The sequence below is a fragment of the Marinobacter sp. E2 genome, assembly GCF_055755345.1.
Window position 1 is genome coordinate 3227123 of sequence record NZ_CM146911.1, and the last position, 25121, is coordinate 3252243.

21 protein-coding genes are annotated in these 25121 nt (G+C 59.9%); 12 read left to right on the top strand and 9 right to left on the bottom strand.

Going from position 1 to position 25121, the window contains the following annotated elements:
- Positions 1–302 precede the first annotated feature (302 nt).
- Positions 303–1667, top strand: coding sequence for a KamA family radical SAM protein (locus AC0J1C_RS14745; protein WP_473044534.1), 1365 nt, complete (start codon positions 303–305; stop codon positions 1665–1667).
- A gap of 23 nt (positions 1668–1690) precedes the next feature.
- On the opposite strand, the gene AC0J1C_RS14750 is transcribed toward AC0J1C_RS14745, so the two are convergent.
- The gene (locus AC0J1C_RS14750; protein ID WP_473044536.1) at positions 1691–2746 is read right to left on the bottom strand and encodes an AraC family transcriptional regulator; all 1056 of its coding nucleotides are present in this window, start codon (positions 2744–2746) and stop codon (positions 1691–1693) included.
- A gap of 103 nt (positions 2747–2849) precedes the next feature.
- Between AC0J1C_RS14750 and AC0J1C_RS14755 the strand changes: the two genes are divergently transcribed.
- The gene (locus tag AC0J1C_RS14755; protein WP_473044537.1) at positions 2850–3956 is read left to right on the top strand and encodes a fatty acid desaturase; all 1107 of its coding nucleotides are present in this window, start codon (positions 2850–2852) and stop codon (positions 3954–3956) included.
- A gap of 39 nt (positions 3957–3995) precedes the next feature.
- Here AC0J1C_RS14755 and AC0J1C_RS14760 read toward each other — a convergent pair whose 3' ends face one another.
- Both AC0J1C_RS14760 and trxA read right to left on the bottom strand, forming a co-directional pair.
- Complete coding sequence (locus AC0J1C_RS14760) at positions 3996–4316, bottom strand: hypothetical protein (protein ID WP_473044539.1); 321 nt, start codon at positions 4314–4316, stop codon at positions 3996–3998.
- Positions 4317–4322: 6 nt separating this feature from the next.
- Positions 4323–5186, bottom strand: a complete 864-nt coding sequence (gene trxA / locus AC0J1C_RS14765) for a thioredoxin (protein ID WP_473044540.1) — start codon at positions 5184–5186, stop codon at positions 4323–4325.
- Positions 5187–5402: 216 nt separating this feature from the next.
- Here trxA and lon point away from each other — a divergent pair, with 216 nt between their 5' ends.
- Positions 5403–7853, top strand: a complete 2451-nt coding sequence (gene lon / locus AC0J1C_RS14770) for an endopeptidase La (protein WP_375192631.1) — start codon at positions 5403–5405, stop codon at positions 7851–7853.
- Positions 7854–7902: 49 nt separating this feature from the next.
- On the opposite strand, the gene AC0J1C_RS14775 is transcribed toward lon, so the two are convergent.
- Positions 7903–8397 (bottom strand): MarR family winged helix-turn-helix transcriptional regulator, encoded by a 495-nt coding sequence (locus AC0J1C_RS14775; RefSeq protein WP_473044541.1) that lies wholly within the window; start codon positions 8395–8397, stop codon positions 7903–7905.
- Between the two features lie 165 nt (positions 8398–8562).
- On the opposite strand from AC0J1C_RS14775, the gene AC0J1C_RS14780 reads away from it, so the two are divergent.
- The 9 genes from AC0J1C_RS14780 to AC0J1C_RS14820 all read left to right on the top strand — a co-directional run bounded on the left by AC0J1C_RS14780 (position 8563) and on the right by AC0J1C_RS14820 (position 18079).
- Entirely contained in the window at positions 8563–9471 is a 909-nt protein-coding gene (locus AC0J1C_RS14780) for a TPR end-of-group domain-containing protein (RefSeq protein ID WP_473044542.1), read from the top strand.
- A 208-nt stretch (positions 9472–9679) separates the two neighbouring features.
- Entirely contained in the window at positions 9680–10738 is a 1059-nt protein-coding gene (locus AC0J1C_RS14785; RefSeq protein ID WP_473046563.1) for a branched-chain amino acid ABC transporter substrate-binding protein, read from the top strand.
- A 162-nt stretch (positions 10739–10900) separates the two neighbouring features.
- The gene (livH, locus tag AC0J1C_RS14790) at positions 10901–11824 is read left to right on the top strand and encodes a high-affinity branched-chain amino acid ABC transporter permease LivH (RefSeq protein ID WP_473044543.1); all 924 of its coding nucleotides are present in this window, start codon (positions 10901–10903) and stop codon (positions 11822–11824) included.
- On the top strand, positions 11824–13095 hold the full coding sequence (locus AC0J1C_RS14795) for a high-affinity branched-chain amino acid ABC transporter permease LivM (RefSeq protein ID WP_473044544.1): 1272 nt from the start codon (positions 11824–11826) through the stop codon (positions 13093–13095). The genes livH and AC0J1C_RS14795 overlap by 1 nt, the downstream gene beginning before the upstream one ends.
- Positions 13096–13101: 6 nt before the next feature.
- Positions 13102–13857: a high-affinity branched-chain amino acid ABC transporter ATP-binding protein LivG gene (gene livG, locus AC0J1C_RS14800; protein WP_091987872.1), complete on the top strand. Its 756-nt coding sequence runs from the start codon at positions 13102–13104 to the stop codon at positions 13855–13857.
- A gap of 9 nt (positions 13858–13866) precedes the next feature.
- Positions 13867–14568 carry an ABC transporter ATP-binding protein gene (locus AC0J1C_RS14805; RefSeq protein ID WP_473044545.1) on the top strand — a complete coding sequence of 234 codons (702 nt, stop codon included), beginning with the start codon at positions 13867–13869 and terminating at the stop codon, positions 14566–14568.
- A gap of 244 nt (positions 14569–14812) precedes the next feature.
- The gene (locus tag AC0J1C_RS14810; protein WP_375192635.1) at positions 14813–15277 is read left to right on the top strand and encodes a DUF3015 domain-containing protein; all 465 of its coding nucleotides are present in this window, start codon (positions 14813–14815) and stop codon (positions 15275–15277) included.
- A gap of 91 nt (positions 15278–15368) precedes the next feature.
- Positions 15369–17234: an Lnb N-terminal periplasmic domain-containing protein gene (locus tag AC0J1C_RS14815; protein ID WP_473044546.1), complete on the top strand. Its 1866-nt coding sequence runs from the start codon at positions 15369–15371 to the stop codon at positions 17232–17234.
- Positions 17204–18079: an alpha/beta hydrolase gene (locus tag AC0J1C_RS14820; protein WP_473044547.1), complete on the top strand. Its 876-nt coding sequence runs from the start codon at positions 17204–17206 to the stop codon at positions 18077–18079. The genes AC0J1C_RS14815 and AC0J1C_RS14820 overlap by 31 nt, the downstream gene beginning before the upstream one ends.
- 247 nt (positions 18080–18326) lie before the next feature.
- Here AC0J1C_RS14820 and pnp read toward each other — a convergent pair whose 3' ends face one another.
- The 5 genes from pnp to infB all read right to left on the bottom strand — a co-directional run bounded on the left by pnp (position 18327) and on the right by infB (position 25104).
- Entirely contained in the window at positions 18327–20441 is a 2115-nt protein-coding gene (pnp, locus tag AC0J1C_RS14825) for a polyribonucleotide nucleotidyltransferase (protein ID WP_473046565.1), read from the bottom strand.
- A 358-nt stretch (positions 20442–20799) separates the two neighbouring features.
- Positions 20800–21069 carry a 30S ribosomal protein S15 gene (rpsO, locus tag AC0J1C_RS14830; RefSeq protein ID WP_008171539.1) on the bottom strand — a complete coding sequence of 90 codons (270 nt, stop codon included), beginning with the start codon at positions 21067–21069 and terminating at the stop codon, positions 20800–20802.
- Positions 21070–21147: 78 nt separating this feature from the next.
- A complete protein-coding gene (gene truB / locus AC0J1C_RS14835) occupies positions 21148–22089 on the bottom strand; it encodes a tRNA pseudouridine(55) synthase TruB (RefSeq protein WP_473044549.1) in 942 nt (313 codons plus the stop codon).
- Entirely contained in the window at positions 22086–22517 is a 432-nt protein-coding gene (rbfA, locus tag AC0J1C_RS14840; RefSeq protein ID WP_473044550.1) for a 30S ribosome-binding factor RbfA, read from the bottom strand. Before rbfA ends, truB begins: the two co-directional genes overlap by 4 nt.
- Positions 22518–22542: 25 nt before the next feature.
- A complete protein-coding gene (gene infB, locus AC0J1C_RS14845; protein ID WP_473044551.1) occupies positions 22543–25104 on the bottom strand; it encodes a translation initiation factor IF-2 in 2562 nt (853 codons plus the stop codon).
- Between the last annotated feature and the right edge of the window lie 17 nt (positions 25105–25121).

Here is a 25121-nt window from a genome sequence, read left to right on the forward strand (position 1 = left end):
AATGACCGTTTTTGGACCACTAAACAACCAGAATGCGACCAATGTCGTAGCATTCCTATCACAGATAATTTTGTTACCGTGCTAAACGATCTCATTCGCCACAATTAGCGTAATTTCGAGATATTTACCCATTTTTTCAGAGATTTAATGGCAGCATCCGGCCGCAGTCCTGCGGTTTTCCTTCGACGATTAATTAGACCTGAAAATAAATTTCTATTTATGTATACTTGCCTGCCTGATTTTTAACCACCAAAAAGTGGTCGGACCACTTTTTGCCTCAGTCAACCAACAGAGGGCGATCTATGAACTCCATCGTCACCTTTCCGAACCGGATTCCCACCACGGAGTTCGAGGAACGGCGCTTCAAGGTCTACACAGACCGCCAGCTCGACAAGATCGAGATCATTCAGAACCTTCCTGAAGAGACCCTTTTTGAAATGAAGGTGGTGGCCAGTGTGCTGCCTTTCCGGGTCAATGAGTACGTGATCAACGAACTGATCAACTGGGACAAGGTGCCCAACGATCCGATCTACCAGCTTGTCTTCCCGCAGAAAGGCATGCTCAAGGATGAACATTTCGAGCGTATGGCAGCGCTGCACCGGGAAGGTGCCGACAAGAAGGAAATCCAGGCAGTCGCCAAGGAGATCCGGGACGAGCTGAACCCGCATCCGGCCGGACAGATGGAAATGAACATGCCCGAACTGGACGGCGAGGTGCTCGACGGCGTTCAGCACAAATACCGGGAGACCGTGCTGTTCTTCCCGGCCCAGGGGCAGACCTGCCACTCCTATTGCACCTTCTGCTTCCGCTGGGCGCAGTTCGTGGGCGACAAGGACCTGAAGATGGCGAGCACTGAAGCAGAAAAGCTTCACGGTTATCTGAAGGAGCACACTGAAGTCACCGACCTGCTGGTGACCGGTGGCGACCCCATGGTCATGAAGACCAAGAACCTGGTGCAGTACCTGGAGCCACTGCTGGAGCCTGAGTTTGATCACATCCAGACTGTCCGGATCGGCACCAAGGCACTGACCTTCTGGCCGTACCGCTTCGTGACCGACAAGGATGCCGACGAGCTGATTGACCTGTTCGCGCGCCTCGTGGACGCTGGCAAGCACGTGGCCATCATGGCCCACTACAACCACTGGCAGGAGATCACCACCGAGATCGCCGAGGAAGCGATTCGTCGCATCCGGGCAACCGGTGCCGAAATCCGCGCGCAGGGGCCGCTGATCAAACACGTGAACGACGACGCCGACGCCTGGGCGAAGCTGTGGAAGAAAGAAGTGAAGCTGGGCATCATCCCCTACTACATGTTCGTAGAGCGGGACACCGGGGCCAAGAACTACTTCGAGGTGCCCCTGGCGGAGGCCTACCACATCTATCGGGAAGCCATGAAACAGGTTTCCGGCCTGGCGCGCACCGCGCGCGGTCCGTCCATGAGTGCCGGCCCCGGCAAGGTGGAAATTCAGGGCATCACGGAAATCAAGGGCGAAAAGGTCTTTGTGCTGCGCTTCCTGCAGGGCCGCAACCCGGACTGGGTACAACGCCCCTTCTTTGCCAAGTACAGCGACACCGCTACCTGGCTGCATGAGCTGGAGCCAGCGTTTGGCGAGGAGAAGTTTTTCTTCGAAGATGAGTACGAGCAGATGAAGAAAGGCAACGGCTGAGTCTGCTTCTGTTCCGGGCGCCGCTATCCTGGCGCCCGGGCATACTCCCGCGGCGAGCGCCCCGTCCAGCGCCGGAACGCCCGACTGAAATTGGTCACATCAGAATAGCCCAGCAGGTCCGACACCTGTCCGATGCTTTTCTGACCCACGGCCAGCAACCGCCGGGCGTGCTGCTGACGCATGGACTCCACAAGCTCGCGGAACACCACGCCTTCGGCACGCAATCGACGCTGCAGGGTTCGGGGTGTGACATTAAGCTTTGCCGCCACCTCCTCGATGGAGGCAAAGCCCATTTCCTCATCGAACACCAGATCCCGCACCTGCTGCAGCAGGGACCGGCCGCCCCCGAGACGCCCCAACTCTTCCTTGCATTGCTCCCTGGCCACCCGCGCCGCCACCGGGTCAGACATCACCAGCGGGGATTCCAGGATCGATCGCTCGAAAACAAAGCCGTTAAAGTCGCCCTCGAAGGTTAGCGGGCCGGCCATCAGGTGATCGAAGCGGCTCATGTATGAGGGCTTGGCAAAACGGACCACCCCCCTGCCCCGAAGCCGGGTGCCGGTGAGCGCCTCGGCCATCGCGGCAAAGCCGGTAAGCAGGAACATGGCACCCACTTCCCCCAACTGGTAGCGCTCGTCGCGCTCGGCAAAGGCCAGGCGAATCTGATCGCCCTGCTGATCCAGGCGCAGCTCCAGATCCGATGACGGCATGCTGAAGTAGGCAATGGCAATGTCCAGCGCCTCACCCAGGGTCCTTGCCACCATGGCGGCCTGGCCAATCACACCGTGACAGGACACTTTCATCTGCAGCCCCATCAGAAAACCAATGCCTGGCTCGCCGGTCAGGGCGATGGCTTGCTGGATCAAACGGGCAAAGCAGTCCCTCGGCAGGCGGAACCCGCTGCGCAGCAGATCCTCGAGAACCAGCCCTTCGCGCTCCAGCAGTTCCGCCACCGGTACATTCCAGCGCTCTGTCACATCGATCAGCAGCAGGACATAGGTGCCGGGGACCGTGGGCTGGCTCGACACAATGGAAACGGCCGCCTTCCTGGTTGTCGTCAAATGATCGTTTTTTGTCATCGGTTCATAGCCGGTACTGACCTGGACGGAATCACAATAACAGCTGATAAAACCGGGTGTAGGTGCCCGGTTGACATGTCCAACCGTAAAAAAGGTCAAAACCATGTCTGTTGATCCGAACACCCTGAGCGACGCGGAGAAAACCGAACATATCCGCAAGACCATCCTGGAGGAGGGGCGGGCCCTGCGTCGCCGGCACCCCTGGCTGGAAAGACACCAGAACCTGATTGGTGCCTCCATCATGGCCATTTCGCTTCTGGGCATGATTGCCAGCGGCACGCTCTACATAATGGAGCTCATTCCCTGGTGGCTCTGCGTTCCGGTAACAGCGATCTTTGCGTCGCTGATCCATGAGCTGGAGCACGATCTGATTCACCTCATGTACTTCAAGAACCGGCCGTGGGCCAACGATCTGATGCTGGCGCTGGGTTGGCTGGCCCGGGCCAGCACCATCAGCCCGTTCGTACGGCGCAAGCTGCACCTGCACCACCACAAGTTCAGCGGTACCGAAAGCGATCTTGAGGAACGCGGCATCACGAACGGTGAGCGCTGGGGCGTCCGTCGCCTACTGATGACAGGCGACAACATGCTGGCCGTGCTGCTGCGGCCGTTTACCATGCAGCGCGCCGTGCGTGACTACATCCGCAGCCAGAAGCCGGCGTCGAGGGGCGACGCCAGAAAAATGAGCCTGCAGCAGCTGCTCGCCTATGCGCCGCTTGGCAACCTCTATTACCTGCTGTTCCACGGCTGGGTGCTGGCACATCTGGTCCTGTTCGCGGCACAGCTCGCTGGCGCCCCCATCACCCTGCCGGAGGGGATGGCAACCGCGCTGGCAGCGCTCGACACCTTTGCCGTGGTGTACATGCTGCCCTGTTTCCTGCGCACCTTCTGTCTGCACTTCATCAGCTCGAACATGCACTACTACGGTGATGTCGAGCCCAGGAACGTGATGCAGCAGTGCCAGGTTCTGAACCCCTGGTGGCTGATGCCGATGCAGCTGTTCTGCTTCAACTTCGGCAGTACCCACGCCATCCATCACTTTGCCGTGCGCGAGCCCTTTTACATTCGACAATGGACGGCACCGGCGGCACACAGGGTCATGAGGGAGATGGGCGTGCGATTCAACGACTATGGCACCTTCCTGCGCGGTAACCGGTTTTCAAGGGACGTGTCTGCCCAACGGAACGATCGCCGGGAGCTGGCCGCGTAGGCCCTCGGCCACGACGAACGGCCGGACGCGACCGCTGCCCTAGCGTCTCTGCTTGGGGACAAACCCCTCCGGTTTGTCCCTGAGCCACTCAACGAAGGTTTTCAACTCTTCCAGCTCCAGCAGTTTCTCTCGGGTGTTGAAGTACAGCCCCAGCTCATGCTCAGAGCGAGCCTTGTGAATGGCGTTGTGGCAGGGCCGACAGACCCACAGGGTTCGGGTAATCAGGTCGTCTTTGCTAAACAGCTTCTGGAAGCGCTTCTTTCGATGCAGGTGCTTGGGGATCAGATGGTGCCGGGTGAGCTTGGCCACCCGGCGCTCGCAGAGTTCACAGTTGTCAGGCTGGGGCGGGAGTTTGAGCATTCCACCTCAATGCATCAGGGTATACAGTTTCCGCCGATAGGTCCGTACATCCGGGTTGTTATTACCAAGCTTGTCGAACAGCTCGATCAGGGTGGTCTTGGCCACTTCATCCTTGTACTTGCTGTCCACCTGCATCAGGCGGATCAACAGATCCATGGCCTCGGCGTTGTTCTCCCTTAATACGTGATGAAGCGCCAACAGGTGCAACGCGTTCGGATCTTTCGGGTCCTGCTCCAGGGCCATCTCCAGATCCTTGATCGGAGGCAGCTCGGCAGACTGCTTGAGAAACTTCACCCGCGCCGCCAGTTGCTTGGCCTGGTGCTGCAGTTTCTCCTCGGGCGGCAGGCTCTCGAGCACTTGTTCGGCGGTTTCCAGGTCCCCGGTCTCGGCTTTCAGCTGGGCCAGGTCGATCAACACGTTGAGGTTCTCAGGGTCCTTACGGTTGAGCTCGGACAGAATGGCAAGGGCTCCGTCCACGTCGCCTTCTTCCCAGATGCGGCGGGCCTTGTCGTGCGGATCCTCCTGCGGAGCCTGCACGTGTTTGTCCAGCACTTTGCGGATCTCATTCTCCGGCAGTGCGCCATTGAAACCGTCCACCGCCTGGCCGTCTTTCACCAGGATCACTGTCGGCAGGCTGCGCACGCCGAGGCTGGCGGTCAGCTGTTCCTGCTCATCGGCGTTCACCTTGGCCAGCATGAACCCGCCCTGATATTCGTTGGCGAGTTTTTCCAGCAATGGCATCAACTGTTTGCAGGGGGCACACCACTCGGCCCAGACATCCACCAGGATGGGCGTGCTGGCAGAGGCTTCCATGACCTTCTGCTGGAAGTTTTCCATGGTCGCTTCAAAGATGTAGGGGGAGTTACTCATGCCTGGCACCTGAATTTGTCGAAAGTTTTCTAGAGATCTGGAGATCAGCAGGGCACTGCCCCTGAATCTCTACGAATTGTCTGAGGACATGGGGCCGGCCAGGCGGAAATCAAGGCTGCAGAGACAAAAGCCAACTCCTTGAAATTACCGTATCTGGCGTTACATAGGCTAAATAGACAGCCAACCCACAACCTTTCCGGATGGACAGTTCACGGCATGAATGACGACACCCGCAACGATTCGTTTGAAGAGTTCGAAGAGGATGTGACCGAATACATTGGCAAGGACGAGCACAGCAAGGGCCTGGCGCTGCCCCAGCAATTGATGCCCCGGCGCATGTACGTGCTGCCGGTGTCCAACCGGCCCTTCTTCCCGGCCCAGGTCCAGCCGGTGATGGTGAACCAGAACCCCTGGCACGAGACCCTGAAGCGGGTCGGCGAAACCGATCACAAGGTGCTGGGCATCTGCTTTGTGGAAGAGCCGGAAGCCGAGGAAGGGGTGCCCGCCAGCGACCAGCTGGAAACCATGGGCTGTGCCGTGCGGGTGCATCACGCTCAGAGCCAGGACGGCAAGGTTCAGTTCATTGCCCAGGGTCTGCAGCGCTTCCGTATTACCCAGTGGCTCCGTCGCAAGCCCCCCTACCTGGTTGAGGTGGAGTACCCGACCGAGCCCGAAGAAGAAGCAGACGAACTGAAGGCCTACACCCTGGCCATCATCAGCGCCATCAAGGAGCTGCTGCGATCCAATCCCCTGTATGGCGAGGAAGTGAAGCAATACCTGTCCCGGTTCGGGCCGGACGACAGCTCGCCCCTGGCCGATTTTGGCGCCTCCATGACCAGCGCGCCGGGTCACGAACTGCAGGACGTGCTCGACACCGTTCCCCTGCTGCGCCGCATGGAAAAAGTGCTGCTGCTGATGCGCAAGGAACAGGAAGTTGCCCGCCTGCAGTCGGAAATCAGCGAAGAGGTCAACGCCAAGGTGCAGAAGCACCAGCGTGAGTTTTTCCTCAAGGAACAGCTCAAGGTAATCCAGCGCGAGCTGGGAATGGCCAAGGACGATAAGACCGCCGACGTGGAGCGCTTCGAGCAGCGCATGGCAGAACGCCATCCGCCGGAGGCGGTGCAGGAACGCTTCAGGGACGAGCTTGAGAAACTTCAGGTTCTGGAGCAGGGCTCGCCCGAATACGGTGTTACCCGCAACTACCTGGACTGGCTGACCCAGGTGCCCTGGGGCCTTCACTCCGAGGACCACTTCGACCTCGCCGAAGCGCGCCGGATTCTCGACCGCGACCACGACGGCCTGGACGACGTGAAAAACCGCATCGTGGAGTTCCTGGCCGAGGGCACCTTCAAGAAAGAGGTGAGCGGCTCCATCCTGTTGCTGGTGGGCCCGCCGGGCGTGGGCAAAACGTCCATTGGCCATTCCGTGGCAGACGCCCTCGGGCGGGAGTTTTACCGCTTCAGCGTCGGCGGCATGCGCGACGAGGCCGAGATCAAGGGCCATCGCCGCACTTACATAGGCGCCATGCCGGGCAAGTTTGTGCAGGCACTGAAAGATTCCAAGGTAGCAAACCCGGTGATCATGCTCGATGAAATCGACAAGATCGGCGCGTCCTTCCAGGGCGATCCGGCCTCAGCACTGCTGGAAACCCTGGACCCGGAGCAGAACCGGGATTTCCTCGACCACTATCTGGACGTTCGCATGGACCTGTCCAAGGTGCTGTTCATCTGCACCGCGAACCAGCTCGATACCATTCCCCGGCCGCTGCTGGATCGAATGGATGTTATCCGCCTGTCCGGCTACATTTCCGAGGAAAAGCTGGCCATTGCCAAGCACCACCTGCTGCCCCGGCTATTGAAACGGGCTGGGCTGCTCAAAAAGCAGTTCAACATCACCGATGCCGCCATCCGGCAAGTGATCGAGGGGTATGCCCGCGAGGCTGGTGTGCGCAACCTGGAAAAGTTGCTGCACAAGATCATGCGCAAAGGCATCGTCAAGCTCCTGGAGCATCCGGACCAGCCGGTGAAGGTGGGCGTCAACGATCTGCCCGAATACCTCGGGCAGCCGGCGTTCCGGAAAGAGAAGTCGTTGAAAGGCGTTGGCGTGGTTACCGGCCTGGCCTGGACCGCCATGGGCGGGGCCACCCTGAGCATCGAAGCGTCCCGGATACACAGCAGCCAGCGCGGCTTCAAGCTCACCGGCCAGCTCGGCGACGTGATGAAGGAATCCGCGGAGATTGCCTACAGCTTCGTGTCCTCAAACCTGAAACGCTTCAAGGGTGACCCCACGTTCTTCGACAAGTCCTTCGTGCACCTGCACGTTCCCGAGGGAGCGACCCCCAAGGACGGCCCCAGCGCCGGCGTGACCATGGCCACCGCGCTCTTGTCCATTGCCCGCCGGGAAGCCCCACAGCAGAACATTGCCATGACCGGCGAGCTGACCCTCACCGGCCAGGTGCTGCCGGTGGGCGGGATTCGCGAGAAAGTGATTGCCGCACGGCGGCAGAAAATCAGCAACCTGATCCTGCCAGAGGCCAATCGGGGCGATTACGAGGAGCTGCCGGACTATCTGAAGGAAGGTCTGATCGTGAACTTTGCGAAGCACTACAGCGATGTCTTCCAGGTGTGCTTCGGCAACAAGCCGAGAAAGGGGTCTTCGGTGCATTAACCGTGGGAGGGGGGTGTCGAATTACGCTTCGCTGATCCGACACCCCTGCTCAGCCCTTTTCCTTCCAGCCGTCATCGTTCAACACCGACCCTACCGTCAGCACCGGCGAGGCATCGATGTCATCGGCGTCCATCATGTTCGCCACCCGCTGCAGCGAGGCCAGGATCATGGTCTGCTCCCACTCCGCCAGGCTCTGGAACTTCTGGATGAAATCTTCCTGCAGCGGGTTCGGGGCGCGGGCCAAAAGTTCGGCGCCCTCATCCGTCAGGTGCGCGTGCACCTTGCGCTTGTCCCGGGTACTGCGCACCCGGTACACCAGTTTGCGATGTTCCAGGCGATCGAGAATCGTGGTAACCGTCGCCTGACTCAGACTGACTTTTTCAGCAATCGTGCCGATCGTAACCTCGCCCAGATCCCGGATGGTTCGCATGATCAGCAGCTGCGGTCCGGTCAGACCGGCGTATTTGCTCAGCCGCTTGGAATGCAGGTCCGTGGCCCGGATCACGCGCCGCAGCGCCACCAGCACATCTTCGTAACTGTTCAAGGCATTACTCCGAGTCGGTTTTTGCCAATTCTTTATACCCCTAACTATTAGAGGTCTTTACACCCTGAAAAGCAAGTCGGGGACTGTGCCTGCATTTTTTCCATCAGCCACTATGCTAAGGTCACGCCTCTGCTCAATTTCCCAAAACCAGACGGACCCAGCCCGATGATCAAGTTGTTGCTTACCTTTCTTTTCGCGTTGGCTTTTACCGGCACCCTGCAGGCCCAGCAAAACCTCGGCCCGGACGAGCCCCTGACCGAGGAGGACCTGGAGGAAAGCATCGAGACCCTCGACGAGCCCATGTACACCCCGTTTGTTGAACTCTATTTGCTGGAGGAAACCAAGGCCCTGCGCAAGGAGATGCAGAGCACCCGTGCCGAGCTGATTGAAAAGGTGGTGGACAAGGAACTCTCCGTGGCCGACAAGACCATGTCCTATGCCACCGACACGGTCACCTACTTCTTCTACCTGATTGCCGGCGCCACCTCCATTCTGGTGGTGATCGGCTGGAACTCGATCCGGGACATGCGCAACCAGCTCACCAGTCTCGCCGAGAAGCGGGTGAACGAGCTCGTGGTGGAGTATGAAAGGCGCCTGGAGTTCATCGAAGAACAGCTGAAACAGAAATCCGACATCATTCATCAGAACCAGGCGGAGATCGAGCGCACCAACGAGGTGCATTCACTGTGGCTGAAGGCCAGCCAGGAAACCTCGCAGCAGAACAAGATTGCCGCCTACGACCAGATCCTGGACCTGCGCCCTGATGACGTCGAGGCACTGAGCTACAAGGCCGACGCCGTGCTCGAGATGCAGGAGCCCCTGTGGGCCATCAGCCTTTGCCAGCGGGCACTGAAACTGGCACCGGACAACGGCCATGCGCACTATCAGCTGGCATGCGCCTATGCGGAGATCGGCCGCTGGGACGACGCGGTCAGCACCCTGAAGAAAGCTATTGAAATTTCCGAAGCATACCGCGACGATGCTTCGGTAGACGTGAGTTTTGACCAGCTGCGCGACCATGAGAGCTTCCGGGCACTGGTCACCCAGGATGAAGAAGACGGCACGGACGCCTAGCGCCGCTCAGAGCGGCACGGGTATTGCCTTGAAAAAGCTGCCCGTGTACCGGAGCAACCGCCAGAGGGCCCTGCTTGACAACAGCAGAGCTGTGGTGTTTGTTTAACTCTCTGAGAACACAAGAATAACCCTGAACCATAACAGGACAGAATCAATGAGAACTTCAGTGAAAAAACTCGTTACCGCCGTCAGCACTTCCGTAGCCCTGATGGGCGCAGGTCACGCCGCCGCCGAGATCCAGATCGGTATCGCCGGCCCCATGACCGGCCCCGTTGCCCAGTATGGCGACATGCAGTTTTCCGGCGCCCGCATGGCGATTGAACAGATCAACGCCAATGGCGGTGTTATGGGCGAAGAGCTCGTTGCCGTTGAATACGACGACGTCTGCGACCCGAAGCAGGCGGTAACCGTAGCCAACAGCCTGGTGAACGACGGTGTGCGCTTCGTGGTTGGTCACCTGTGCTCCAGCTCCACCCAGCCGGCCTCTGACATCTACGAAGACGAAGGCATCCTCATGGTGACTCCGGCCTCCACCAGCCCGGAAATCACCGAGCGTGGCTACGAGCTGGTGTTCCGCACCATCGGCCTGGACAGCATGCAGGGGCCGGTTGCGGCACGCTACATTGCCTCCCAGAGCCCTGAGCGCGTCGCCATCGTGCACGACAAGCAGCAGTACGGCGAAGGCATTGCCACCGCCGTGCGCGACACCCTGCAGAACGAAGGCATCGAGATTGCCATGTTCGAGGGCATCACTGCCGGCGACAAGGACTTCTCCTCCCTGGTCACCAAGCTCAAGCAGGCCGACGTGGACTACGTCTACTACGGTGGCTATCACCCGGAGCTGGGTCTGATCCTGCGCCAGGCGCGCCAGGCCGATCTTGACGCCAAGTTCATGGGCCCAGAGGGCGTAGGCAACAAGGACATCAACACCATCGCCGGCGAAGCCGCCGAAGGTCTGTTGGTAACCCTGCCGCCAGCGTTCGACCAGAAAGCCGAGAACCAGGCGCTGGTTAAAGCCTTCCAGGATAAGGGCGAAGATCCATCCGGCCCGTTCGTTCTGACCTCCTACACTGCCGTTCAGCTGATTGCTGATGGTATCGAGGCCGCCGAATCCACCGATCCGTTCGAAGTTGCCGCTGCCCTGCGCGAAGGCACCTTCCAGACCCCGATCGGCACCGTGGAGTACGACAAGGCCGGCGATATGAAGTCATTCGAGTTTGTTGTGTACGAATGGCATTCAGATGGCAGCAAAACTCCGGTAAACTAAGCCATTATCGTTAACAAACGGTAATTATGAGAGCACCTTCTCACCGCGATCCGGGAGAAGGTGTTTTTCTAGGCTCCTGTTGATCCTCCCCCATTTCCGCCCCGGATATCCCGGTAGCGGGGTGTGGTAGCGGAGGGAGCAGGCTTTCGGAGTTCCATAACAATGCAAGACCTCCTGTATTTCTTCCAGCAGCTCATCAACGGGCTGACGATCGGGAGCGCCTACGCCCTGATCGCCATCGGTTACACGATGGTTTACGGCATCATCGGCATGATCAACTTTGCCCATGGTGAAATCTACATGATCGGCGCCTACACCGCGCTGATCGCCATAACCGGGCTGGCAACGCTGGGTATTGCCTGGCTACCCCTGGTTCTGATCGTTGCACTGATCTGCGCCATCCTCGTGTCCAGTTCCATGGGCTGGGCGGTTGAACGGGTAGCCTACCGGCCGGTACGCGGGCGTCACCGCCTGATTCCATTGATCTCCGCCATCGGCATGTCGATCTTCCTGCAGAACTACGTGCACCTGGCCCAGGGTTCCCGCAACATCGGTTTCCCGGCTCTGATCGACGGCGGCTTCAACTTCGGTTCCGCCGATGGTTTCCAGATGTCGCTGTCATACATGCAGATCACCATCTTTATCACCACCCTGGTCTGTATGACTGCCCTCTCCATGTTCATTTCCCGCTCCCGTACAGGTCGGGCCTGCCGTGCTGTTTCCCAGGATCTGGGCATGGCCAACCTGCTGGGCATCGACACCAATCGGATCATCTCGGCAACCTTCGTCATCGGCGCAGCCCTGGCCGCGGTGGCCGGACTGCTCCTGGGCATGTACTACGGCTCGGTGGATCCTCTCTTCGGCTTTATTGCCGGCCTGAAAGCCTTTACGGCAGCGGTTCTTGGCGGCATCGGCAGTATCCCCGGCGCCATGCTGGGCGGGTTAATTCTGGGCGTAGCGGAGAGCATGACCTCCGGCTATCTCAGCGGTGAATACAAGGACGTGATCTCATTCAGCCTGCTGATCCTGATTCTGCTGTTCAAACCCACCGGCCTGCTCGGCAAACCGGAGGTTGAAAAGATCTGATGGCTGCCAACAATCTGAGACACGCGCTCTTCTGCGCGGTTATCACACTCGTTATTTCCTACCCCATCATCGGCTTCAACCTGGAAGCCCGGGGCATCAATGTCACGCTGACCGGCGCCGATACCAGCACCATTGTGATGGTGCTGCTGGCTGCCGTCCTTGTGTTCCTGTTCCAGCTGTTCCGCGACACCATCATGGGCACCCTTGGCAACCTGCCAAACCCGCTTCCGAAGACCAAGAGCGAACCCATGTCGGAGAACCGGCGGGCAAAGATCGAATCCTGGGTACTCAGTGGTCTCCTCGTGCTGGCCCTGTTCTGGCCGTTCTTCGTGTCCCGGGGCGCGGTTGACCTGGCCACCCTGGTACTGATCTACATCATGCTGGCACTGGGCCTGAACGTGGTGGTGGGCCTGGCGGGTCTGCTGGACCTTGGCTACGTGGCCTTCTACGCCGTGGGCGCCTACACCTTCGCCCTGCTGTCCCAGTACTTGGGCATTTCATTCTGGTTGGCCCTGCCTATTGGCGCATTGCTGGCGGCCCTTTTTGGTCTGGTGCTGGGCTTCCCGGTATTGCGATTGCGAGGCGACTACCTGGCCATTGTCACCCTGGGCTTCGGCGAGATCATCCGGATCCTGCTGAACAACTGGACCACGCTCACCGGTGGCCCCAACGGCATCGGCGGCATTCCGGAACCCACCCTTTTCGGCATGGAGTTCGGTCGCCGCGTAAAAGAAGAAGGCAACACCTCCTTCCACGAGACCTTCGGCATTGCCTACGCCGGCGAGCACAAGGTGATTTTCCTGTACCTGATCGCCCTGGTTCTGGCGGTGTTCACTGCCCTGGTCATCCGCCGGTTCATGCGCATGCCGGTCGGCCGGGCCTGGGAAGCCCTGCGGGAAGATGAAATCGCAGCCCGCTCCCTGGGCCTGAGCCGCACCGCGGTGAAGCTCTCGGCGTTTACCATTGGCGCCTTCTTTGCCGGCTTTGCCGGAACCGTGTTCGCCTCCAAGCAGGGCTTTATCAGCCCGGAGTCGTTTGTCTTCCTGGAATCGGCCATCATCCTCGCGATCGTGGTACTCGGGGGCATGGGCTCCCAGATCGGGGTTGTCCTGGCGGCCATTGCCGTGACCATCCTGCCGGAGCTGGCCCGTGAGTTCTCCGAATACCGGATGCTGATCTTCGGCGCCGCCATGGTGCTGATGATGGTCTGGCGCCCGCAGGGTCTCATGCCCATGCGCCGCATCCATATCGAACTGAAAAAGCAGGAGTGACAGGCGATGCTTGAAGTACAGAATCTGTCCATGCGCTTTGGCGGCCTGCTTGCCGTAGACCAGGTGTCTCTGGACGTACAGGAACGGGAAATCGTTTCCATTATCGGCCCCAACGGGGCCGGCAAGACCACCGTGTTCAACTGCATGAGTGGTTTCTACAAACCCACGGGCGGAAAAATCCTGTTCGAGGGCAACGAAGTCCAGGGCAAGCCCGATTACAAGATCTCCCGCCTGGGCATGGTGCGCACCTTCCAGCACGTCCGTCTGTTCAGCCAGATGACGGTGGTGGAGAACCTGCTGGTGGCCCAGCATCGACACCTGAACACCAACCTGATTGCGGGGTTGCTCAAAACGCCCGATTACCGGACCCGGGAGAACAAGTCCCTGGACCGTGCCGCCTACTGGCTGGAGCGGGTCGGTCTGCTGGACCTGGCCAACAGGGAGGCTGGCAACCTGGCCTACGGCCAGCAACGGCGCCTGGAAATCGCGCGCTGCATGGTCACCGAACCGAAACTCCTGATGCTGGACGAGCCGGCAGCGGGCCTTAACCCGGCGGAAACCAAAGACCTCAACCAGCTGATTGTCAGCCTGAAGGAGGACTACAACGTTTCCGTGGTGCTGATTGAGCACGACATGAGCCTGGTGATGGACATCTCCGACCGTATCAACGTGATCAACCAGGGTCGCCCCCTAGCCAGTGGTACGCCGGAGGAAATCCGCCAGAACGACGACGTGATCAAAGCCTATCTGGGCGAGGCCTGAGGTAAAACCATGCTAGTACTTGAAGATGTCCATACCCACTACGGCAAGATCGAGGCCTTGCACGGCGTCTCCGTTGAGGTCAAAAAGGGTGAGATCGTCTCACTCATCGGTGCCAACGGCGCCGGCAAGACCACCCTGCTGATGACCGTGTGCGGCAATCCGCAGGCCAGTTCCGGGCGCATTTTCCTAGAAGGCCGGGAGATTACCAGTGAACCCACCGCGCAGATCATGCGCTCCGGCATTTCCATCGTACCGGAGGGCCGCCGGATCTTTTCCGGCCTGACGGTTGAAGAAAACCTCCACATGGGGGGCTTCTTCAACACCAAGGCGGAGATTCGCAAGAGCATTGAGCACGTCTACGACCTGTTCCCCCGCCTCAAGGAGCGTGAACACCAGCGTGCGGGCACCATGTCGGGTGGCGAACAGCAGATGCTGGCCATTGGCCGGGCCCTGATGAGCAAGCCCCGCATGATCATCCTGGACGAGCCTTCCCTGGGGTTGGCGCCGCTGGTGATCAAGCAGATTTTCGAAATCATCGGCCAGCTCCGGGACGAGGGCATCACCGTGTTCCTGGTTGAGCAGAACGCACACCAGGCGCTGAACCTCGCCGACCGGGGCTATGTTCTGGAAACCGGGAAGATCCGGCTGCACGACACCGGCAAGAACCTGCTTGCCAACCCGGACGTGCAGAACGCCTACCTGGGCGGCTAGGCTCGATAGCACATTAGTGCGAAGGGAAATAGCCGGTACATGGCGACATGTTCCGGCTTTTTTCTTGGAAAAATCAAATACTCACCCAGTTTTCGCCTTGCACTGGCAGGATATCAACTATACTCAGGACAACGGTCATCCTGTCTCCACAAAGACCAGTCAGGGCCGTTCTCACCATGACGGCTTCATCGTGGCTGCATGGTGTTTTGCGACGACAGCTACAAACCACAGAAAGGAGTGGATAATGAAAAAACTGATCGCAGGTGCAATTCTTCTGGGTGCTTCCTCCATGGCCTTTGCTCAGCCTGGCTGTGGCGTAGGCGCCATGATCTGGAAAGGACAGTCCGGTATTGCCCCCCACGTTCTGGCTGCAACCACCAACGGTACCTTTGGTAACCAGACCTTTGGCATGACCACAGGCACCCTCGGCTGCCAGACTAACCAGGCCGTCCAGTCCATGGCCATGTACATGGACAGCAACATCGACAAGGTCGCCCGCGACATGTCCCGCGGTTCCGGTGAAAACCTGGACACCCTGGCCGTGCTGCTGGGTGTTGACGAAGCGGACCGCGACACCTTCCGTAAGGTGCTGCAGGACAACTTCGCTGCCATTTTCCCGAGTTCTGAAACCACCTCAGGCGAAGCGGTTGACGCCATTGTCGCCCTGCTGGAGAAGAACGAATCACTCAGCAAATACGTAGCGGCCTGATACAGGCAAACTGAAAGGATGCGCTCATGCGCCAGGGACGGCGCATCGCTCCACCCCCGACACCGTTCAACCCCCGGATGCAGCACATTTCATGGGCAACATGCTTCGCATTGGGCCGGTCCTGATCTGGCTCGCAGTCAGCCTGCCAACCCAGGCGACACCCGCCAATCAACACAACGAACTCCACCTTGATCCGGCCTGGCTGACGCTGGTTCACTATCAGCCCGAGGCCTTCGGCGACGGCTACACCAGCCAGGCGGACGATCCGGACTTTTTCCTGAGCGACCAGGGCAAGCACTCGCCGAAAGCCGAACTGCAGGCAACCCTGACCGCCGTCCGCCAGCCCGGCGGCGGCGACAACCATGCCCGCTGCCGGTTTCCTGCCAGGACCCAGTGGCTCCAGCAGAAGCTGAACCTGTCGCTGCCCGACATCCGTTGCCCTGGCTACCAGGAGTGGTCGGACACGCTGAACACCGAAACCGTCACCCTTGTGTTTGCGGCGTCCTACCTGAACAGCCCATCGTCGATGTTTGGCCACACATTCCTGCGCCTGGATCCACCCCAGGAGGATGAGGAGACCAACCTGCTGTTGGCCAACACCATCTCTTATGCCGCCGACGCCGCCGCCCACGACAGCGAGATCCTGTTTGCCTACAAGGGCATCTTTGGCGGCTATCCGGGCATCACTACCATCCAGCCCTATTACGAGAAAATCCGGCTTTATTCAGACATCGAACATCGGGATCTCTGGGAGTACAAGCTGAACCTGACCCAGAGCGAAGTGGACATGATGATTGCCCACGCCTGGGAAATCCGTGACCGTAACTTCGATTACTATTTCTTCGACGAAAACTGCGCCTATCGCCTGCTGGCCCTGATCGACATTGCCCGGCCGGGCACAGACCTTCTGAGCGAAGTGAACACTCACGCCATACCCTCTGACACGGTACGCTGGGTGGTGGATCGCAACCTGGTAAGCGAGGTTTATTATCGCCCCTCGGCAGCCACCTCTGTGGCCTACAGCCTCGACACCCTGCCCGACGATCACCAGACCCTCGCCGCCGCCATTGCCAACGGGTATGTGGCCGCCGACGCCCCGGAGGTCCGTTCGTTGCCCCCAGGGGAACGCGCCCACGTTCTGGATGCCACCTACGACTACGTGCGCTACAAGAGCGAAGCTGACGGCTGGCCCCGGGAGATCGCCGCCCCACTCTCCCATGACCTGCTTCGGGAGCGCAGCCGGATCAACGGCGTCGCCCCACCGGAAGCCCCCCCCGAACCGGCCGTTCGGGATGATCAGGGCCACGACACCTTTCGTCTGAGCCTGGGCGCCGGGCAGCTGGCGCATCGGGAATTTACCCAGCTCACCGTGCGCCCCGCTTACCACGACGTGCTGGACCCACCGGCCGGGTACCGCAGTGGTGCCCAGCTGCAGTTCCTCAGAGTGGATGCCCGTCTTTACACGGACAACAACGAGCTGCAACTGGAACAGCTGACCGGCGTGGAAATCCGCTCCCTGAGCCCCCGCAACGCATTTTTCTCACCGCTGTCTTGGCAGGTGGGTTTCGGCGGTCGGCGAACCGATACCGGCACCGATCGGGTGCTCACCCCGTACCTTGAGGGAGGCGCCGGCGGCAGCTGGGGCCTGGGCGACCGGACCCAGGCCTTTGCCCTGGCCACCGCTGACCTGGAAATCGACGACGACCTGCGCCGCGGGTACGACGCCGCACCAGGCGCCGACATCGGCCTGCTCCACCAGAACAACCGCTTCAGCCTGCTGGCCGGCGTGAAAACCAAAGCCTGGATTGTCAGCAGCCAGCACCGCCAGGACCAGCTGTACGCCGACGCCAACTGGCATCTGGGCCGCGACTTCAGCCTGTTTGCCAGATTCACCCGGGAAGAGCACTACGACAGGTACCAGAGCCTATGGCAAGCCGGACTCCACGCCTACTTCTAAACCCCGCAGCCCGGCTCACCGGGCTCCTTTGCGCTATCCTGCTGCTGCCCGGCTGCAGCAGCCTGTTCTTCTACCCGGACCGGGCCACCTACATCACCCCGGACCGCCTGAACCTGGCTTACGAGGACGTCTACCTCGACACCCCCGACGGCGAGACCCTCCACGGCTGGTGGCTGCCCGCCGAAGCTCCGGGTAGCGAGGCCCTGGGCACCGTCTACTTCCTCCACGGCAACGCCCAGAACATCAGCAGCCATATCCTCAACGTGTCCTGGCTCCCGGAAGAGGGCTACAACGTCTTCACCATCGACTACCGTGGCTACGGCCAGTCCACCGGCGACCCGAACCTCGAAGGCGCCCTGCACGATGTCGAAACCGGCCTGCGCTGGCTGGCTGAAAAATCCGAAGTGAAGAACCGGCCACTCTACATCCTCGGCCAGAGCCTCGGGGGCGGCCTGGGCATCGCCCTGGCCAGCGAATGGACCCAACGCCAGGAACAACCCCGCCTGGACGGCGTCATCCTGGACGGCACCTTCTCCGGCTTCCGCAGAATCGCCCGGGAGAAACTGGGTGAATTCTGGCTAACCTGGCCATTACAGATTCCCCTGAGCTGGACCATCCCCGACGATTACGAGGGCGTGGATCATATTCCCCGGATCAGCCCGGTTCCTGTGATGGTGATTCACAGCGTACGGGACGGGATTATTCCGTTTCATCATGGGAAGGCATTGTACGAAGCCGCGGAAGAGCCCAAGGAGTTTTTGCAGACGGATACGCCCCATGGAGCGACGTTTGTGATTCCAGGGTATCAGAAAGAGATGATTCGGTTTATGAAAGGTGGAGATTAAAATCATGGTTTTGTCGGATTACGCCTTTGGCTAATCCGACCTACAGCGGTTATCTGTGAGGCACGGGCGGCTGCCGGGACAGGCTTTTCAAAACTGTAGAGGGCCATGGATGGCCCGATTCAAGCGCACAGGGATGTGCTTGTAGCGTGTTTTGAAAAGCCTGTCCCGGCAGCCGCTTCCACCCAAGCCAAAACAAAAAACCCGCCAATCCAGAGGAAAGGCGGGTTTTTATTAAGCCCAAATACGATCAGGCAGAGAAATCGGTCGGCTGATCGCCTTCCTTGATTTCCTTCATGGACAGCTTTACGCGACCACGGTTGTCCACATCCAGCACCTTCACCAGAACCTCCTGACCTTCGCTCAGCTCGTCAGTCACGTTCTCGATGCGGCGATCAGAGATCTGGGAAATGTGCACCAGACCGTCCTTGCCAGGCAGGATGTTGACGAAGGCACCGAAGTCCACGATGCGCTCGACGCGGCCCTTGTAGATGGCGCCAACTTCGATCTCCGCAGTGATCTCCTTCACCCGGTTCACCGCCGCCTGGGCAGATTCCTGGTTGTCGGCGTAGATCTTCACATTGCCGTCGTCGTCCAGATCGATGGAGGCACCGGTCTCGTCGCAAATGGCACGGATGGTGGAACCGCCCTTGCCGATCACGTCGCGGATCTTCTCCGGGTTGATCTTGATGGTGGTGATGCTCGGAGCACGGGCCGACAGCTCGGCGCGCGGCTCGGAGATAACCTTGTTCATCTCGCCCAGGATGTGCAGACGGGCTTCATGGGCCTGCTCCAGGGCGATTTCCATGATCTCGTCGGTGATACCGTTGATCTTGATGTCCATCTGCAGGGCAGTAACGCCCTCTTTGGTACCGGCAACCTTGAAGTCCATGTCGCCCAGGTGATCTTCGTCACCCAGGATGTCGGTCAGAACCGCGAACTTGTCGCCTTCCTTAACCAGACCCATGGCAATACCGGCCACCGGCGCCTTGATGGGCACGCCGGCGTCCATCAGTGCCAGGCTGGAGCCACACACGGAAGCCATGGAGCTGGAACCGTTGGATTCAGTGATCTCGGACACCGCACGGATGGCGTACGGGAACTCTTCCAGGGTCGGCATAACCGCCAGCACACCACGCTTGGCCAGACGACCGTGGCCCACTTCGCGACGACCCGGGGAACCAACGCGTCCAGCTTCACCAACCGAGTACGGAGGGAAGTTGTAGTGGAACAGGAACGGGTCCTTGCGCTCACCTTCCAGGGCATCAATGATCTGCACGTCCCGGGAGGTACCCAGGGTGGTGGTCACGATGGCCTGGGTTTCGCCACGGGTAAACAGGGCGGAACCGTGAACGCTGGGCAGGACACCCACTTCGATCTCGATCGGACGCACGGTCTTGTTGTCGCGACCGTCGATCCGGGGCTTGCCATCAATCACCTGCTGGCGAACCACACTCTTCTCGATCTTGCCGAAGTACTTCTTAACTTCGTCTTCGGAAGGCTGGCCTTCCTCGTCGCCGGCCAGCTTCTCAACAGCCGCGGCTTTCACTTCGCCCAGACGCTCGTAACGGGCCATCTTGTCACGGATGCCATAGGCCTCCTCAATGGCACCGGCGAACTCCGCCTTGATGGCATTCAGCAGCTCGGTGTTCTCCGGCTCTGGCTGCCAGTCCCAACGCGGCTTGCCGATTTCAGCGGCAAATTCCTTGATCGCGGTAACCGCGGTCTGCATTTCCTGGTGACCGTACAGTACGGCGCCCAGCATCTGGTCTTCGGTCAGGCCTTTGGCCTCGGACTCAACCATCAGTACCGCGTCTTCGGTACCGGCAACCACCATGTCCAGCAGGGAGGTTTCGAGCTCTTCGAAGGTCGGGTTCAGGAAGTAGCCACGCTCGTTGGTGTAACCGACACGGGACGCGCCGATGGGACCATCGAACGGAATGCCGGAAATGGCCAGCGCCGCAGAGGCGGCCAGCATGGCGGCAATGTCCGGATCCTGGTTCTTGCTGGAGGACATGACCGTGGTGATCACCTGGACTTCGTTCATGAAGCCGTTCGGGAACAGCGGACGAATCGGACGGTCAATCAGGCGGGAGGTCAGGGTTTCCTTTTCGGAAGGACGACCTTCGCGCTTGAAGAAGCCACCCGGGATCTTGCCCACGGCGTAAGTCTTCTCGAAGTAGTTAACGGTCAGCGGGAAGAACGGCTGGCCCGGCTTGGCTTCCTTGGCGCCAACCACAGTACCGAGCACGGAAATATCATCAACGGTCACCAGTACCGAACCGGTAGCCTGGCGCGCAATACGGCCGGTTTCCAGCGTAACGGTCTTGCCGCCGAGCTCGAACGATTTCTTGAAAGGTTTCAGATCCACAACAAACTCCTGGTTTCTCTTTTCCAGATTGATTGATTCTTCCGGCCCATGCCGGCAGAACCGATAGGCTGCAGAGAACGTGCTGTGATCCGAAAGCCAACCCGTCTGAAAGCTAACAGGCTGTTGCAAAACCCCGGTCTGAAGGGCGGCAGTCCAGAGGCCGCCGGGCCCGGGTTTTTCAACAACCTGCTATCAAGTTCGGCTTTCCGTTACGACAGGGAACCCTTCGGTATCACGGATCATTCAACTGCAGTGTGAGACAAGCACAACGGGCAGATCCGGCGTCCGGATCTGCCCGTTGACGGCTTCCACTGGCTACGCCGGTGAAGCCCTCAGGTCGCGAAGCCCCGGATCAGCGACGCAGACCCAGACGCTGGATCAGTTCCAGGTAACGGTCGGCGTTCTTGCGCTTGAGGTAGTCCAGCAGCTTACGACGCTGGTTAACCATCCGGATCAGGCCGCGGCGGGAATGGTGATCCTGCTTGTTGGCCTTGAAGTGATCCTGCAGCTTGTTGATGTTGGCGCTGAGCAGTGCCACCTGAACTTCAGGGGAACCGGTATCGCCGTCACCTTGCTGAAAATCCTTTACGATCTGTGCTTTCTCATTGGCAGACAGTGCCATAACTCACCTCATAGTTTGCGATGCTTTCGAATACGGCCGAACCGCGCATCTCTACAGCCCGGCTAAACAACGGAGCGGCTAGCGCCTTCCGCTGCTCTTCACCAGTCGGCGAGGGACCAGTTTGGTCTGCTCACCGTCCGGGAATGCTTCTGCCAGCCCCACGAAGCTGCCGTTCGCGCTCTCCTGTGCGTAGAGCCGAACGAAGCCGTCATAGGCCTGACCCGGTATTCTAACCGGTTGTCCGTTCAATATCGATACCAGCGCCGGCCCCGCCAGAGCGTGCTCGGGGAACATGGACAGCGCGGCATCGGGCGCCACCAGCAGGCCATCGAGACTCTCGCCCCGCTCCCGCATGGCCTCCAGCTGCTCTACAGGGTGAGCGTTAGCGAGGGTAAACCCGGAGGCCATGGTCCGGCGCAGTGCCGTCACATGGGCACCGCAGCCCAGGGCTTCGCCGATATCCTCAACCAGTGAGCGAATGTACGTACCCTTGGTACAGCTCACGGCGATATCCACCTCGCTCTCGCGAACATCCAGCAGCGTGAGCTCATAGATAGTCACGGGCCGCGCCGGACGCTCGACTTCGATACCCTCGCGGGCGTACTCGTAGAGTGGTCGCCCCTGGTGCTTGAGGGCAGAATACATGGAGGGTACCTGCTGAATATCACCCCGGAAGCGGTCCAGCACCGGCTCCAGCGTTTCAGCGGTGAGGCCTGCGGGCACCGGCTTTTCAGCCACCACTGCCCCTTCACTATCACCAGTTTCGGTGCGAACACCCAGTTTCGCGGTGGCAATATACGCCTTGTCGCTGTCGAGCATCATCTGGGAAAACTTGGTGGCCTCCCCGAAACACAGCGGCAGCACCCCGGTGGCCAGCGGATCAAGGGCACCGGTGTGGCCAGCCTTGGCGGCGCCGAACAGGCGCTTGACCTGCTGCAGGATGCCATTGGAGGTGACACCCTGGGGCTTGTCGATCACCAGAATCCCGTTGACGTCACGGCCCTTGCGTCTGCGACTCAAGCGTTACGCTCCGGATCGTCCTGGTGGTCGGTGTCATCGTCATCGCGATCCACCGCCGGCTTCTCACCAACGGCCTCGCGAATCAGGCTGTCCATCTTCCGGCTGTAGCCCTGCAGCGTGTCGAAGTGAAACCGCAGGTGCGGCACCACCCGGAGCTTCATGGCACGGCCGACCTGGCCGCGCAGGAAACCGGACGCCTTGTTGAGAACGCTGATCGATTCCTTCACCTCCGGTGAGTCCTCGGTCAGCTCCTCGGTAGACAACAGGGAGACGTAGATGTCCGCGTAGCCAAGGTCACGACTGACCTTGACCGCGTTCACCGTGACCATGCCCACCCGCGGGTCTTTCACTTCCCGCTGGATGAGCTGGGCCAGTTCCCGTTGCATCTGATCGCCGATGCGATCAATACGACTGAACTCTCTTGGCATCAGGCTACCTTTAACCTTGGCTGCATCAAGCGCCGGTGGACTCGAGCTTGCGCTCGACCCGCACGCGATCGAACACCTCGATCTGGTCGCCGACCTTCACGTCGTAGCCTTTCACACCGATACCGCATTCCATACCGTTGCGGACTTCGGCAACGTCATCCTTGAAGCGACGCAGGGATTCCAGCTCGCCCTCAAAGATCACCACGTTGTCTCGCAGAACGCGAATCGGCTTGTTCCGGTACACGGTACCTTCCACCACCATACAGCCGGCCACCTGGCCAAACTTGGGTGAGCGGAAGACATCGCGAACGTCGGCAATACCAACGATGTCCTCGCGGAACTCCGGTGCCAGCATACCGGTCAGGGCGGCCTTCACATCATCAATCAGGTTATAGATGATGCTGTAGTAGCGCAGATCCAGACCTTCCTGTTCCACCAGCTTCTTGGCTGCGGTATCGGCACGCACGTTAAAGCCGAAAATAACGGCATTGGTAGCCATGGCCAGACTGACGTCGGTCTCGGCAATACCGCCAACACCGGAAGACACGATCTTGACCTGGACTTCGTCGTTGCCGAGGTCCTGCAGAGCCTTGGTGATGGCTTCAAGGGAACCACGAACGTCGGTCTTCAGAACCACATTGAGGGTCTTGACCTCGTCCTTGCCCATGTTTTCGAACAGGTTCTCAAGCTTGGCCGCCTGCTGACGCTGCAGGCGCTGCTCGCGCTCGCGGCTCTGGCGGAATTCGGCCAGCTCTTTGGCCTTCTTCTCGTCGGCCACGGCGAAGAATTCGTCACCGGCGTCCGGCGTACCGTTCAGGCCGAGAATCTCAACCGGAATCGACGGGCCGGCTTCCTTCACCTGCTTTCCGGCTTCATCGGTCATGGCCCGGACCTTACCGAAGTAGGAACCGGCTACCACCATGTCGCCCTGGCGCAGGGTACCGTTCTGAACCAGCACGGTAGCCACGGAACCACGACCGCGCTCCAGGCTGGACTCGACCACCACGCCTTTGGCAGGTGCATCAGCCGCCGCCTCGAGCTCCAGGACCTCTGCCTGCAGCAGAACCGCCTCGAGCAGATCATCAATGCCCTGGCCAGTGTGTGCGGAAACCGGTACGAACTGCACGTCGCCGCCCCAGTCTTCCGGGATGACTTCCATGCCGGCCAACTCGGTTTTCACGCGATCAGGATCAGCCTCTTCCTTGTCCATCTTGTTAATGGCAACAACGATGGGCACACCTGCGGACCGGGCGTGGTCAACGGCTTCCTTGGTCTGGGGCATCACACCGTCATCGGCGGCCACTACCAGGATTACAATGTCGGTACACTGGGCACCGCGGGCACGCATGGCGGTAAAGGCCGCGTGGCCAGGGGTATCCAGGAAGGACACCATGCCGTGATCGGTTTCCACGTGATAGGCACCGATGTGCTGGGTAATACCGCCGGATTCGCCAGAGGCAACCTTGGTGCGACGAATGTAGTCCAGCAGCGAGGTTTTACCGTGGTCAACGTGACCCATCACGCTCACCACCGGCGCCCGCTTGGTCTTCTCGCCGCCCTCGAAGGAGAGCTCGCTCAGAACCTCTTCCTCGAACGCATCTTCACTGACCGTCTTGGCCTTGTGGCCCAGTTCCTCGGTGACCAGCACCGCGGTTTCCTGGTCCAGGGGCTGGTTGATGGTGGTCATGACGCCCATGCCCATCAGGGTCTTGATAACGTCCGCCGCCTTGACGGCCATACGCTGGGCCAGATCACCGACGGTAATCGTTTCCGGAATCTCTACTTCTCTGACCATTGGTTTGGTCGGCCTCTCGAAGCCATGACGCTTCTCTTTGGGTTTCTTTTTCGCACGCAGCGGTTTTCTGAGCGTGGTCTCTTCTTCGTCTTCCGAGATCACCATCGGCTCTTCAACCGGGCGACTGCGAGGACCACGATGGCCAGCCTGCTTCTTCTTCGGCTTGCCCTCCTCGATTTCGTCGCCGCGCTCGCGAACTTTTTCTTTCTTTTTCTTCGGCTTACGGTCCTTACCTTCGCCTTCAGGCGGCGGTATCGGCATGTCCTCCGGCGCAGGCACGGGCTCTGGCTCCGGCTCTGCCGCTTTCTTCGGCTCGGCCTTGTCCGCCGGCTTCTCGGCAGCCGCTTCCTGGGCCTTGGTCTCGTCGGCCTCCGGCGCTTGCGCTTCCGGCTGCTGTGATGTCTCGGCTGCGACCTTTGGCGCTTCCTCGGCAGGCGCCTGCTCGGGCTGCGGCGCTGCGGCCGCTTCTTCCGGCTTGGGCGCTTCCGCTTCCGGCTGCAGTTCCGCCCGCTTGATATAGGTGCGGCGCTTGCGAACCTCTACGTTAACGGTCTTGGCCTTGCCAGCCTTGAGCGTCGTGGTGGTCTTGCGCTTCAGGGTAATCTTGCGCGGCTCGGCATCAGCCTCACCGTGGGTTTTTCTCAAATAGGCCAGCAACTGCTGCTTCTCATCGCTGGACACAGAGTCATTCTCGGAGCGGGCCTTCAGGCCGGCTTCCACGATCTGCTTCAGCAAACGATCCACGGGAGCGCCTACATCTTCGGCCAGTTGTTTTACCGTTACTTCAGCCATACTGGTCCTCCTCCCGA